Annotated in this window: 14 protein-coding genes; 1 reads left to right on the forward strand and 13 read right to left on the reverse strand. The window is 51.7% G+C overall.

What is annotated here, in order from left to right; genetic code table 11:
- Positions 1–30: 30 nt before the first annotated feature.
- The 11 genes from GNP95_RS03690 to GNP95_RS03740 all read right to left on the reverse strand — a co-directional run bounded on the left by GNP95_RS03690 (position 31) and on the right by GNP95_RS03740 (position 9937).
- Entirely contained in the window at positions 31–1119 is a 1089-nt protein-coding gene (locus GNP95_RS03690; RefSeq protein ID WP_230873637.1) for a CgeB family protein, read from the reverse strand.
- A gap of 475 nt (positions 1120–1594) precedes the next feature.
- Positions 1595–1948: a hypothetical protein gene (locus GNP95_RS03695; RefSeq protein WP_155609514.1), complete on the reverse strand. Its 354-nt coding sequence runs from the start codon at positions 1946–1948 to the stop codon at positions 1595–1597.
- Positions 1945–2295, reverse strand: coding sequence for a restriction endonuclease subunit S (locus GNP95_RS03700; protein WP_155609515.1), 351 nt, complete (start codon positions 2293–2295; stop codon positions 1945–1947). The genes GNP95_RS03695 and GNP95_RS03700 overlap by 4 nt, the downstream gene beginning before the upstream one ends.
- 23 nt (positions 2296–2318) lie before the next feature.
- A complete protein-coding gene (locus tag GNP95_RS03705; protein ID WP_213589269.1) occupies positions 2319–2606 on the reverse strand; it encodes a nucleoside-diphosphate sugar epimerase in 288 nt (95 codons plus the stop codon).
- A 123-nt stretch (positions 2607–2729) separates the two neighbouring features.
- Positions 2730–4082 carry a glycosyltransferase family 2 protein gene (locus tag GNP95_RS03710; protein WP_155609516.1) on the reverse strand — a complete coding sequence of 451 codons (1353 nt, stop codon included), beginning with the start codon at positions 4080–4082 and terminating at the stop codon, positions 2730–2732.
- The gene (locus GNP95_RS03715) at positions 4079–5014 is read right to left on the reverse strand and encodes a GT-D fold domain-containing protein (RefSeq protein WP_230873638.1); all 936 of its coding nucleotides are present in this window, start codon (positions 5012–5014) and stop codon (positions 4079–4081) included. Before GNP95_RS03715 ends, GNP95_RS03710 begins: the two co-directional genes overlap by 4 nt.
- Positions 5015–5157: 143 nt before the next feature.
- Positions 5158–5889: a sugar phosphate nucleotidyltransferase gene (locus GNP95_RS03720; RefSeq protein ID WP_155609517.1), complete on the reverse strand. Its 732-nt coding sequence runs from the start codon at positions 5887–5889 to the stop codon at positions 5158–5160.
- A 27-nt stretch (positions 5890–5916) separates the two neighbouring features.
- On the reverse strand, positions 5917–6663 hold the full coding sequence (locus GNP95_RS03725; protein WP_155609518.1) for a glycosyltransferase family 2 protein: 747 nt from the start codon (positions 6661–6663) through the stop codon (positions 5917–5919).
- Positions 6660–7763 (reverse strand): glycosyltransferase family 2 protein, encoded by a 1104-nt coding sequence (locus GNP95_RS03730; protein WP_230873639.1) that lies wholly within the window; start codon positions 7761–7763, stop codon positions 6660–6662. Before GNP95_RS03730 ends, GNP95_RS03725 begins: the two co-directional genes overlap by 4 nt.
- Positions 7764–7768: 5 nt before the next feature.
- On the reverse strand, positions 7769–8584 hold the full coding sequence (locus tag GNP95_RS03735) for a glycosyltransferase family 2 protein (RefSeq protein WP_155609519.1): 816 nt from the start codon (positions 8582–8584) through the stop codon (positions 7769–7771).
- Positions 8585–8779: 195 nt separating this feature from the next.
- The gene (locus GNP95_RS03740) at positions 8780–9937 is read right to left on the reverse strand and encodes a glycosyltransferase family 4 protein (RefSeq protein ID WP_155609520.1); all 1158 of its coding nucleotides are present in this window, start codon (positions 9935–9937) and stop codon (positions 8780–8782) included.
- Positions 9938–10139: 202 nt separating this feature from the next.
- Between GNP95_RS03740 and GNP95_RS03745 the strand changes: the two genes are divergently transcribed.
- A complete protein-coding gene (locus GNP95_RS03745; protein ID WP_155609521.1) occupies positions 10140–11231 on the forward strand; it encodes a YheC/YheD family endospore coat-associated protein in 1092 nt (363 codons plus the stop codon).
- Positions 11232–11290: 59 nt separating this feature from the next.
- Here GNP95_RS03745 and GNP95_RS03750 read toward each other — a convergent pair whose 3' ends face one another.
- Both GNP95_RS03750 and GNP95_RS03755 read right to left on the reverse strand, forming a co-directional pair.
- On the reverse strand, positions 11291–12091 hold the full coding sequence (locus tag GNP95_RS03750; RefSeq protein ID WP_155609522.1) for an energy-coupling factor transporter transmembrane component T family protein: 801 nt from the start codon (positions 12089–12091) through the stop codon (positions 11291–11293).
- Complete coding sequence (locus GNP95_RS03755; RefSeq protein ID WP_155609523.1) at positions 12088–13698, reverse strand: ABC transporter ATP-binding protein; 1611 nt, start codon at positions 13696–13698, stop codon at positions 12088–12090. The genes GNP95_RS03750 and GNP95_RS03755 overlap by 4 nt, the downstream gene beginning before the upstream one ends.
- Between the last annotated feature and the right edge of the window lie 3 nt (positions 13699–13701).

Genomic DNA, 13701 nt, shown 5'->3' on the forward strand with positions numbered 1-13701 from the left:
CTCCCTCTTGATTATCGCGTCGCTAGTTGCTTACTTGATTTGCAATGCAGCAAGCAAACTTGTAATTCGCAGATGAAACGTATGCTTGGATCGAGTCGTCCACAAAGCGCGCCAGGCCATTTGGATACGTTCATGATCGTGGGTCAAATAATAATCGATTTTAGCTTGAAGTTCAGCCGCGTCAGCAAATGTCTCAATGTCGTACCCTGGTTTATAGTGCTGTGTCAAATCGCTCCGGCAATCCGTCATTTGCAATGTTCCGCATCCGCCAATCTCATAGGTTCTGGGATTAATCGAGCCCCCGGGAATATTCAGCCCATTCCGGTTATCCGATCCGGCCTCCGTAGGACGATGAAGATTAATAACGATTTTGGCCCCGTTATAGTACGACACCGTCTCTTCTGGCTCGATCCATCTGTTGCTAATGAACCGGGACAACAGGCCGTAGTTAGCCAGGCGCTCCCAATGCTGCCCCGCAATGAACACTTTTTTGTCTTGCAGGTAAGAAGCCATCTGATCAAATAGCTCTGCTCGGTTCCAAAAAGCATTACCGATAAAGCAAATATCGTAATGATATTGCAGTGATGAACGAACCGGGCGAAACATTTGCGGATTCGCCGCAAGCGGAAGATAATGAACCTTCCTGCAGCCCATTCTCTGATAGAGCTCAACGCATTCCAGCTCATGCGTAAATACTTCATCATAGGCTGGAGCCATCCGAACCGTATCATCCGTAAAGTAGGGGTCGTCGACAAACCATATCGCCGTACGGATTCCCAGCCCGCGGATGGCCTGGATCTGCTCCTCATGCTCAGGAGGAAATACATGGAGACCATTCATTACGAGGACCAAGTCAGGACGGAAGGAGACCGCCATAGCCAATGCGGACCCAGGGGCGGCCACGGCGGACTCTTCTGTCAGCTCGCTTAGTGCCTCTGCTACCCCGCGATCGATCGCCTCGAAGCCTTGAGGAACATAGAGAACGCGGCATTTGATTTTGCTAGGCGATTCTTGCATAGAGACTCGCTCAAGAACAGCCTGGCACCCGCCGAACCTATAGCCTTCAAGAAATCCATCTTGATAGGCTTTGCTAGTATCCAGATTGTTCAAACTTTCCAAGGCATTCATCCTATCTATATTGAGATTTCCTAGGTCTGTATAAATATATGCTTGGAGGGCATGTGCATCATGGACGACTACCCCGAAACCTCATAAATTGGCGAATGCCACGAAAAAGCGGGCCTCTCCGGAATTGCCGGAGTAATAGCCCGCTTACAGTCAAACTCTATTCTTATAAGATAATTTATGGCCATCTTCAAATCCTTTAGAGAATCCTGAATTAAATCCCTCCTGGTAAGCTTCATCATAGGCCTGTTGAAACAAGGCCGGATCATGTACCGGGGGCGCTGGCGGAGCAACTGGTAGTTCTTGCTCTGGAGTCCCTGCTGGGGAAGTTATAGTGCGGGCCGGCGAGACGGCCGTTTTTTTTCGCCGCGATCGCCCATGCCTGATTCTGCGGCCCGATTTCCGGCCAAGATGCCTGGATCTGCGTCTAACTAATCGTTTGCGTTTGCCCCTTAAACCTGTTCTGTTTCTAACCAGCTTCATTCGGCGTTTTCGCCGGGTCTTGGTCTTTAACATGGATTAAATCCTCCCGTACTCCTCGGGCTGCGATGTTTGCCGGGTAACAAGAATCCATAATCCAAGGCATTGAAGGAGTTCCATAGTTTACTTGATGCAGTGTAATACCGCATACCGTTTGCGCAATGGCTTGCTGATACCTGGCCAGAACTTGGATATTATGAGCTAAACGGCGGGCCGTCTCAGCCGAATGATCCGTCACATCCGCCAGACTGTCCAAAATTCGCGCCATGGCTGTTTGGCTCCTAGCAATCGAATCTATCAGCCGCAGCTTAGATGCCTCGACAGAGCCGATACCCGCTGTCATTTCTCCGAGTCCTCCAAATCAAAGGAACCGCTGAATAATCCGTCAAATCCGCCATCGTCAGAGCCCGACTCATCCTCATCGGATGTGAGCACAGCCTTCAAATTACTGTTAAAACCGCTCTGCAGCTTAGTTAACCCGTCTATCACTTCAACCAGCTGTTCATGAATATCGAGCGGTTCCGACAGCATCTTCTCATGGCTTTCGAAGCTCCCCCCATGCACATGGTTCATAATCCAATTGCGCGCTTTTTCAACCTCTACCGCCTTTGCCTCTAAAATCATAGCCACATTCCATTGAACCTTGGCTGCCGCATCCAACACATTCATAAAAGACTGCTCTCTGCTCATGATATCATCCTCACTCTAGCAACCTATTCTTCATCCTGATCTTTTAACTCCTTGACCACGAGCTCCAAATTTTCCGCCATGGCTTCCTGCAGCTCGGCAATTGAATTCAAATAGGAGACAACACTCTTGTTAATCCGCCCTGCGCTTTCAATCAACCCATCGGTTCCATCGAAAGCCGGTTCAGCGTCAGGAATAGCATGAATGATCTGCGCTATTCGCACTGCAACCTGCCTCTCCGCATCGAGGATTCGCGCGATTTGCGCATGCGAGTGGGACAAATGAATGATGAGTTCTGTGATCTTCTGTTCCACCGGGATTCCCCCTACTTTATTCGATTATGCCGGGTACAAGAGTATGATTGTGCATCGGTCCCGGCCTCACCTGTTCCAGCATATGCGAGGCTCACCCTCGCCGTTACAGCTATGAACGGGGATTTATAGATCCTCCGATTTCAATCGGGGAGGCGGCAGGATCGGCACGCCCTCCTCGAACTGACTCAACTCCTCTGGTGAAATAGAGTCCGGCTCGATAGATAGACCCCAAAGGCCGCAAGCATAATCCGAAGCAATTTCTCGCAGGCGGCCCTGATCGATTTGATATAAATAGCCGTTCCCGCCCCGAATTACCGCTCCTTCCCGCAGAAATCCATTTTCCTGATCAGCGGATTTCCCCCCTGAATACCGGGTTCCCGTAGGTATTTGTATCAAATCAATGACCGATAGCCTAGTCGGCTTATTCGGCATGTTACCGGACGGCGCATCAATGAACGGATATTTAACACCGTGCTCCAGCCAAAATAACCTCCCAGCCCCTTCCACCCAGACATGCGTTGGAAAAAAATCACTGGATTTACGATGGCAGGGCCTGCCCTTTTGGGTGTTCAAGCGTTGAAGAAGTTCAAAGGGTTTTCCCCATTTTTCATGGAAGAGACTCTCATTTCTATGATTCACGACTAAATATCGATCTTCGCCAAGCCCCTTCATGGTCACGCTTCCGATATGATGGACGAATGTATCTCCGGCAATGATTAAATGCTTGCCCTGCAGCCGCAGGCGCAGCATCCAGTCATCATCCTCAAAGTTGCCAATCTCAAATCCTTCATCGAAATAGCCAACCTCTTCAAACAGCTCGCGTCGAAATAATACACAAAAGCCTACAAGCCGATCGGTCTCCCGCCATTTGGATCTGTCCGCCACATTGTAATTCGCCGCAAAAGATTCCATTTCCGATCGGCTGACATAATCAGTATCTATCTGCTGCTCGCCGCCGATATAATTCGTAACCGGACCGATTGCCGCATTCGGGTTGCTCTCCAGTACGGCGAGCATTTGCTTAAGCCAGCGTTCAGACACGATAACATCGTTATTTAACAGCACGATCTTTTGCCCCTTGGCCATCATCAATCCAGTATTTACAGCGCTGGCAAAACCTAAGTTCTTGCGATGGGTGCCGACGCGAATCGCGCCCCTTCGCCTCTGCAGCGCCTCACCCGTTCCGTCTGTAGAGCCATCGTCAACGACGATAATTTCATAGGGATGCTCTGTATGAGCTTCGATACTGTCTATGCACTGCAGAAGCAGCTCTTTTTGATTATAAGTAGGGATAACAATGCTCGTGCCTTCAAAAGGAATGGCAAAAGTGCGCTGCCCCTCCTCTACCCCAAGCTGATAACCGGCCTTAAATCCGGCATGATACTCTACAGCAGATTTCCGCTTAGAGCGGCTAATCGCCTCTGCCCGTTCCTTCTGCACAGCCCGGCGCAGAGGCAGATATCTTCCTCGGCTCATCCATTCACCTCCACCCCCGGCAGCAAAAAGGCTCCTCCGCTCACCAGCCGATCTGCCAAATGCCCTATGTCAAATGACACCTTGCCTAATTCTTGAGCGATGGCTGTGCAAATTATAACAGCGGCTACTCCGGCTGCTACCAAGGCAAGATCAAAATCAATCAAAGCGGCTTGTTTTATTATCCGCTGCACGTCATGCACTCCCTTAACCGGAGTAATGATTCCGGTAACTTCCAAACCTCGGCTGCGTATCACATCCGCTAATCCGGCCGCCTGATTTCCAATAAGAAGCAGCTTCCGCCCGGAAAGCATTCGATACAGCAATCCTTGTTCATGCAAGGCATAATTCACCGTAGAGGAAGTCATTCTCAGCATACGGTGGGATATACCGTGCTGGTTCAGGGCAGGAAATAACAACCCTTGGAACGAAGGATAACGAGAGACGGGAATTCCAACGATATCCGCTTGGCGTATGGATTCCGCCAATGACCGGCGGGCAGCCGGATCAGGAAGTGTTACTCCCGCGTAGGGCAGGAATGGCCCCAAAAGCTTGGCCTCTTCCACGGAAATGCTCATATCATGTGCCAAGGTGAGGACTTCCCCGTCGCCGAGACGTATGACTGATAACGGCTGCCGCTGTTCCAGAGCACGAATGACTGCCGCGCATACTGCCATCGGGGACATGACTGGAACAAGCGACGCTGTTACTTGCTGAATCCCCAAGGCAATTAAGTCGTCTATAGTAAGATCCGGCAGCACGGTGTAAGGAGGGAGCTGTCGTTCTACCTTGGCTTCACCACCCTCATAATAACCCTGCCGGTAACCTTCGTCATAGCTACAACCTGCGGCCTTCCCTGGAATAGCTGTATCCTCTTCGAGAGGATCAGCCGAAGGCGCTAAAGAGGACTCCACGGGAAGCCGTCGGTTTGCCATGCTCGACCGGTTCCGGGACGGCATTCGGTTTCCCGTCTTTGTGCGGCGTCTGGCCCTGTTCCATATGCGCCTTCGGCGTCTGGTCCGTTTGTTGTGCGTTCTATCCAAGTATGCTCCCTCCTCTCACTCATCTTGGTGATGGTCTAAGGAAGCACTCCCCTCATTCGAACTCCAGCTTCCAGCAATGATTCAAAAGTTCCTGCATCTCCCCACCATAATTGGAGAACATCGTATTCCAGCTTCCCATCCCTAGCGTATAAATTGTTCACATCCGTAATTTCCAGCTCGCCCCGGGCAGAACGGCTGATCGTATTAATTCGATCGAAGACTGCATCATCGTACATGTAGATTCCCGTTACGGAATATTTGGATTTCGGTTTTGCCGGCTTCTCTTCAATATAAGAAATTAATTCGGGACGTGACTGGTCGAACACCGGTACCCCATATCTTCTAGGATCATCAACCGGTTTAAGCAGCACTCTAGCACTTCCGTGGCCTTGCTTCATAAAACTCTGTATATAGGGCGTCAAGTCATCCAGAAATAAATTATCCGCCAAGAGTACAACGAACTTCTCTCCGGGCCCAATAAAGCTATGAGCCAATTTTAGAGCCTCGGCAATGCCGCCAGCGGTTTCCTGTATGCGATATATCAGGTTTACCCCTAGACTCTCTCCGCTACCCAAATAATTGGTATATAGTCCAGCAGATTGCTTGCCGATCACAAGAAGAATATCCTTTATGCCTGCTTGCCGGAACCGTTCGATGCCATAGCTGATCATCGGATAGCTCCCGACCGGAAGAAGATGTTTATTTACGATTCGAGTCAACGGGTGAAGGCGGGTCCCCGTTCCACCCGCCAAAATGACGCCTTTCATCTGCTTCCCTCCCCAAAGCCGTTTTTGTCAAAGATATATCCATGGGTCGATCCCCCATTTATCGATAAATTTCTGGCGGTTGCTCTCGATCAAATCGTTCCAACCGTCTGGATTTACTGACGCAAAGCTGGCGCTCCCGGCATGATATACGAGTGTATCCCCGCTAATAATGAGCCGAAAGCCATGCTGACGGGCACGGTAGCAGTAATCGTCATCCTCGTAATGCCCTGGCGAGAATCGCTCATCGAACTGTCCGACAATTTCCCATAACTTTCGTTTGAATAAGAAGCATAGACCGACAATGCGCTGGGCTTCGAGCCACTTGGCCGGATTTGAGCGGTTATGCCTGCATGCGATTTGCATAAACTCTTCCAGTGTATCCCACACAACATCCACTTGCTGGCGTCCGCTCGCATAGTTCGTAACCGGCCCCACGATACCTACGTCTTCCGCACTGTAAAGCGCAAGAAGCATGTTGGACAGCCATTGCGGCGTGACGTTGACATCGTTATTCAGAAGCAGCAGTTGGTCGCCGGAAGCGATGGAAAGCCCTCTATTGCATGCAGCCGGAAATCCATCGTTTGTAGGCAGCGCTATAAATGTAAGACCTTCTTGAATGCAATATTCCTGCGTCCCATCCGTAGATCCGTTGTCGACGACGATAATTTCATACGGAACTTCGGTATGCCGGCGGATCGATTCGATGCAGGAGGCCAGCAAAGGCAATCCGTTATGAGTCGGGATAATGATGCTGGTCAGCTTCTCCTCGCTCATCTGCCATTCCTCTTTCTAGCCAGCTCGCTGCGGGGCAGCCTTGTCATATTCAGTCTGCGCCCCTGCAGGCGCATTACTGCTTCAAACGCTTCGATATGATCGCCAAGGATCAGCCGGGATACTTCATTTCCGTTGCCGACATTCCCGCTGCGCAGCCGGTTGTTCCTCACCACATCCACCGGGCGTGGGGCCCGGATTTTCAATCCCTGCGCGATCGCCAGCGCCTGTGCCTTCGGCGGCACGATTAGCGCTGTGGTTCCAAGGGAAGCCAGGGCCCGCCGGGACAAAGCATGGGGAACAGCAGTCAAGGAATTTGCCTTCAAATCGGGGCGCCCCAGCATATAGTTAAGAAACATCTTGCTGTGGGTCACAGCATCCTGTTTGGAGAATGGCGGCAAGTAGGGGGAAATGTCATTCAGAACCACATCAATCCCATTTTCCGCTTCCACTAGAAATGGAGCAAAGTCCTCAGCAGCAAGGACAATGTCGCCGTCCGCGAACAACACGGTATCGCCGCTAGCAAGCGAGGCTCCTATAGCGCGGGCCACATCATGCCCCAGTCTCTCAGGGTAACTTACTACCGTTACTCGCTCATTGCTTTCGATTGAACGGAAGCTGCCATCCTTGCACCCGTTCAGTACGACGATAATTTCCTGAATGGGCAGCCGAAGCAACTCAGCTATAACGGCTGCAATCGTGCTCCCCTCATTGCAGGCAGAAACAACCGCTGACGCCTTCCCATACAGCGGCAACGGAATTCCATGTACCGTCTGCTTTGCAATCCTGTTGTACCCGCGGCGGTAAGCATTCGAAATGGCCAGCACGCTTCGCCAAGGCAGTGTTTTATTGCATTTTTCCCCATACCATTCCTTATAGGAAGTCTGCATATGCTCATACGAGTGCGGGTTTTCCGTCTGCGACACAGCCGCGGCATTACCGGCACGATAAGCCTTCTCCTCAAGTTCTTCCCATCTCATTCTGGATTTCATTTGCGGTTTTGAAGCTCTTTTCCGCTGCTGATGGCTGGGGCGTCTTCGGGCTTGAAATTGATCGGCAGAGCGCCGCCCGCTTATCAACATTTCGTATTTTCTTCTCGGCATGCCTCTCACCTCACCTTGTCTCGCCTGCGTCCGAGGTCCCCATATCCCCCACGCGGGCCTTGTTCTAGAATGAGTCGATGCACGGCTTCCAAATGATCTCTAGCGATCAGGCTGATTAGCGGATCAGCTCTCCTGTTTTTGTATTTAACCGGATTTATTCTGCCGACTTGAATGGCGTGCACGGCTTTTACTTTGCATCCTCGAAGCACCGCAATTGCCAGGGCCAGCGGCGGCACCTCCAGCGCGCTATACCCAATGGCTTCGATCGCCTTGCGGCTCATGGCATGAGGAACCGCCGTCAGGGAAGCTCCTTTCAAATCGGATCGGCCCAGCATGGCATTCAGCGAAAATTTAGCCAACACGACGGGATGAACTTCCCGGCCTGCCATGAGCCCCGAATAATCGTTCAAAGCCACGTCCACTCCCTCGTGTACCGCCTTGATGAAGGGCCGAAGCTCCCTAGCCGGAATAACCATATCTGCGTCAATAAATAATAATATCTGTCCTCTTGCAGCCTCAGCGCCGACACGGCGTCCAACATCATGTCCGAGCGGCTCCGCAGCCGCGATGACGCGGGCTCCGCATCTCCTGGCCAAGGTTTCTGTTCCATCCGTCGATCCGTTAGCTACGACGATGACTTCGCTGCGAGGATGAACCCTGCGAGCTTCATAGAGAACGCCCTTTAATGTACTTCTCTCGTTCATCGCTGGAACAATGATAGACACTGCTGGGTTTGGATGATTTGTCACGCGCCAATTGGGCCGTTTGTAGTATGGGATCTGCCGCGCTGAGCGGCGTGCCAGCTTGCGTTTCCTAAGCATGTTATTCACCTCCCTGTCCCAGCTGCTTCTGCATCGGAGAACGAATAGGGCTTTTTGTACTACCTTTTACAGTGTATGTTTGCAGGGGGGCATTGCAACGGCAAACGTACAGTCCTTTTCCGTCCGGAAAAAGACAAAAGACTATACTCGGGCGGATCATTCCGCGAGTCCGAGTATAGTCTTTTGTTTGGCCTGCTACCTGCTTGCTTTCTGGCCTTTCATCAAGCGGATCCAACGGGCCGAAGTATGCTGCCAGCGAAACCTGCGGCGCGCCAGCTCCCGGCCTGCCCGCCCCATCTTCTTGCGCATCTCTTCGCTGCCAAGCAAAGAAACAATGCCCTTCGCCAAATCCTTGGGTATCGAAGCCGGCGGAAGGAGCATTCCAGATTCTCCATCAATGACGACTTCGGGGATGCCTCCAGCCCGGCTGGCCACGATGGGAACCGCCGAAGCCATCGCCTCAACGTTGACCAAACCGAAGGCCTCTTCTTCCCCGGACGGAACGACCACAAGATCGGCCAAGTTATACCAATCGGCAACGCTTGGATAAGGTGCATACGGGAGAAACGCCACTCTATCCCCAAGCGACTCCGCCATTCTTTTCAGTCGCCTGACATACTGACTCTCCCGGTTGATTCCGTAATATGCGCCGCCTACAATAACGAGCATCGCATCCTTCTCTTGCTGCAAAATTGCAGGCAGAGCCTTCAGCAAATGATGAACTCCCTTGGAAGGCAGCAAGCGGCCGATGAACAGAATAATTTTACGTTGCCTCCACCCCAAATCCGCAAGCCTGGCCTGTCTTAAGTATTCACCGGGCGAGGTCCATCGCGGCGTGAAATCTTCGAGACTTACCCCCAGTGGATTAACGGAAACCGGCGTCTGGAGCGCTGGAAAACGCCGACGAAGCTCCTGCTGCAAAAATTCGCTGTTCACGATAATTTGATCCACCTTATCCAATAAACAGCGCATCCCTGCAGCCGACTGATAGGAGGCAGAAAAATAAGTTGTTGAATGAAAGGTCAGGAATACCTTGGCCATCGGCAGCCTGCTCTTCAATTGATAAGCAAGCAATGGGCGATTATGAACATCGATCCGGTCAGGATGCCACTTTCTCAAGTGGCTCAGCAGCGAAGTTAAATATAACCTGCCGCCAGGCATGCGAAAGCAAGGGATAGATGCCGGGCTCCCCGGGCTTTGGATCTGACCGTCCGATAAGCCGAATATTCGAATATCCAGTTCGCTTGCAGCCAATGAAGCCACCTTCTCGATTACCCGTTCGACGGAACTGCTATGTCCTGATGGAATCATAAAGGTTCCTGGCGTAATGACCGCTACTTTTAGTCTGCTCATTCGATCCGCTTCCTCCCCGCAAAATTACACCCACATTCCAAAATATGCATATTCTTCCGGTAAGGTTAATAACCCCAGAAAGCATCCTGCAGACTGTTTTTCGCCCTAAAACAGGCTGTTGCTACAGCACAGTCGTCCACGCTTTTTAGGACATTACACATAAATTATTCGTAAGAGACGTAAACAAAAAGGAGGAAAATCCATGGGGCAAGACCGTGTCGGTATTCTGCTAAACTCCAGCATGTACCGGGGAATTCCCCAGCGTAAAACCGGCCAGGAATCAATAGCTAATTATGAAGAGGCGGCGCGGGCAAACGGATTCATTCCTTGCTTTCTGAGATTAGGGGATATCGATACCGGCTCAAACAGAAGTGTTGCGTACGTACAGGATGGCTACGATTATGTCAAAAAGACGATCCCTACGCCGAGGGTCATTCATAACCGTGCTCTCTACAAGGATGCAGGCTCGCACCGTAAAATCAACTCCCTTATATCGCAAGGGGTTTGCATCTTTAACGTAAACAACCGTTATGGAAAAAACGTCATCCACCGTATCTTGCAGGAGGACCCTCGTCTATCGGAATATCTTCCGGAAACCGCAGAAGCTTCTCCCGCTTCTCTGCGGAGAATGATGGCGAAATACGATGATCTTGTGCTGAAGCCTGTACGCGGGTCGGTCGGCTACGGAATTATGAGAATCCGGCGGGACGATACGACATGGAAGTTAATGAAACCTGGCAAAACAAAGAGAGGATGGATCACGGACAGAATCGCCAAAGAGAATGTTCCGGCATGGCTTTATCGCAGATTCGTCCAAACCCCCTATCTCATACAGCAGCGCATTCCGCTTGCTGAATACGATGCCAGGCCGCTAGACCTGCGGGTTACCGTTCAGCGCGGCGCCTTCGGCACATGGGGCATCACTGGGATGTTCGTAAAGATCGCTCCCATGAACAGCTTTCTCTCTAACCTTGGCAAAGGGGGACAGCCATATCCCGTAGAAGTGCTGGCGCAATGTCTTCCCCCAAAAATGGTACCGGATATCCTTTACCATGTAGAATATGTATCACTCACCATAGCGAAGCATTTATCCTCGCGCCTCCCTCTGCTCGCAGACCTCGGGATCGACATTGGCTTGACTGAAAATGGGCAGCTCTATTTCATCGAATGCAATGGCAGAGATCAGCGTTACGGTTTCAGAAAGGCCGGATTGACAGACATTTGGAAAGATACGTATCAGCGGCCTATGGATTTCGCGAGATATTTATATGACCTAGATAATATTCAGAACTGACATAACTAATAGAAGTCCAAATTCGCACAGGCGAGTCTGGACTTCTATGGTTCGTGTATTCAGTATCGTACGTCGGAAATTCCAAACAAAGGATATATATTCGCCAGACTGTAAGCCGCTGCGACTGCCGAGGCCAGCAAAAGCAACACCCCCAGATCGTAAAACGTAAATTCAGAGGTATAATAATAGGTTCTGCGCCGGCTATTGTGGAACGCCTTGGACTCCATAGCTACCGCTACGCGGTGAGCCCGGCGAATGCTTTGCGATAACAGCGGCACAGCATACAGCTTGGCTTGCTCGATCCAGCCGCGGATGCCGCGGCTATGCCGTACCCCGCGAATCTGCAGAGCGCTGCGCCGAATAAGGAACTCCTCCCATACCATCGGCAGCAGCCGGACCGAAGCCATGAAGCTATAGGCGTATTTCGGTGCAAGCTTAACTTTCTGCATCAGGGCATAGAACAAGGCGACCGAAGAGGTCGTTAGCACATATAGCAAACCCTCAGCGGCAAAAGTAACCGATTTGAAGCCGATGTGAATTCCCCGATAGAAGCTTTCCTCGGATATGCGGATGATTCCCCATTTCCACCAAAGCGTATCCCCTTTGCCAAAGAGGATCATCGTAATGGAGGAGGATACAAATACAAACAGCAGAGGGAGAAGCAGCAGCATGATCTTCCATGGAGGATGCCCGCTCATCAGAAATAGAACGAGAAAGACAGCTATGGCCTGATAAGCAATAAAATCCAAGCTATGCGTAAATAAGGTCAATAGAAACAGCAGCACGATCATCCCCAGCTTGGCGGCAGGATTAGCACGGTGCAGCCAGGTTGTTCGCCGAGGCGTTAGAAATTGTTTCATCGGTTCCCCTCTTCCTGTGCAAGACGCCTGATCCGCTCTCCCCGTTCCGTCCTCCGCTGCGACACGACTGTTCCTTCCCGGATCTCCCAACGATGGGTTGCAATGATATCCGCAATCTTCTCTTCATGCGTCACCATGATAATCGAGGTTCCCTGTCGGCGCAGCTTCTCGCAAAACTGCAGAATCGCAAAGGTATTTACGGCATCCTGGCCGAAGGTTGGTTCGTCCAGCAGCAGAATAGGTTTATTCAACACCGCAGCGCCAGCCACGCTTAATCTCCGCTTTTGCCCAAGAGAGAGCTGATAAGGATGACGGTGATTCAGCCCCTCTAGGCCAAAGGTCAACAAAGCATCGTCGACCCGCTCCGTTACGAGCTTCTCCGTTAGTCCTTCCAGCCGCAAGGAAAAAGCGATTTCCTCTGCCACCTGCTCAGCAACGAATTGAAATTCTGGATTCTGGAACACAAAGCCGATATGGGATGCAGCCTGCTCGATACGCTTATCTCGCTTGTTCCTGCGCCAGCGGCCTTTCCTTGCGCGCTGGCCGGACGGCCTGTCATCCAAAGGCTCTCCATGCAGTAAATAAGTTCCTTCCGAGCGGAGCAGTCCCATCAGGCTCAGCAGCAGCGAGCTCTTTCCCGCTCCGTTTGGCCCGGTAATCGCAATGAAGTCGCCTGGTGAAACGGAAGCCTGCTCGATCTTAATGACCGGTCTACCGTGCCTGAGGCCCTTGAACCGGGACAGCTCCAGTAGCTTCAAGGTCGCTCCAGAGGATGCCGGCGCATCTTGGAGAATTGGTTCAAGAAGCGCCTCTCCCTCCGGCGATAAGAAATAATGCTCCCATACGCCGGGATACCAAATACCGAACTCCTTCAGCTCGGATTGATACGTGCTGAACACCTCTTGCGGCGTTCCCTGTCCGAGCAGTTGTCCTTCCGGACCAAAGAGAATGACCCGGTCGACGAAACCGGCAATTTCCTCGATCCGATGCTCGACAATAATTAGCGTCCGGTCGGGGGAGACCTTCTTGACTGTCTCCCAAATCTGTTCCCGGCCTTCCGGATCAAGCAGCGCGGAGGGCTCGTCTAGAAAGAGCACCTGGGGATTGGAGAGCAGCACAGAGGCCAGAGCCAGCCGCTGCTTCATCCCCTGGGACAATGTATCGATCTGGACATGCAGCTCCGGCAAATGAAGGCCTACTGCCTCAAGAACCTCTCCCATTCGTTCCTGCATCTCGTTTTGCGGAACGGCAAGATTTTCGAGAACAAAGGCTAGCTCCTCATCCACATAAGGCATGCAAAATTGGGTATCCGGGTCTTGAAACACGAATCCCCAGGATGGGGGCTGTATCCGCTTCTCGCAGCGCATGGGCACCTCGACAAGCGAAGGTATAATACCTGAGAGCACCTGCAGCAGGGTAGATTTCCCGCTCCCGCTCGGGCCCAGCAGCAATACCTTCTCCCCCTGCTGTACATGCAGAGTAAGATCTTTAAAAACGAAGCGTTCCTCCCCCGGGAACTTAAGCCGAAGCCCGGTTACGCCCGCTGCTATAGCCGCTGCCCGGTTCTGCTGGTCACTTGCTGCGGCGGATGTCAATATAGGCATCATCGC

It is taken from the genome of Paenibacillus woosongensis (genome assembly GCF_009725165.1).
Classification (GTDB): domain Bacteria; phylum Bacillota; class Bacilli; order Paenibacillales; family Paenibacillaceae; genus Fontibacillus; species Fontibacillus woosongensis.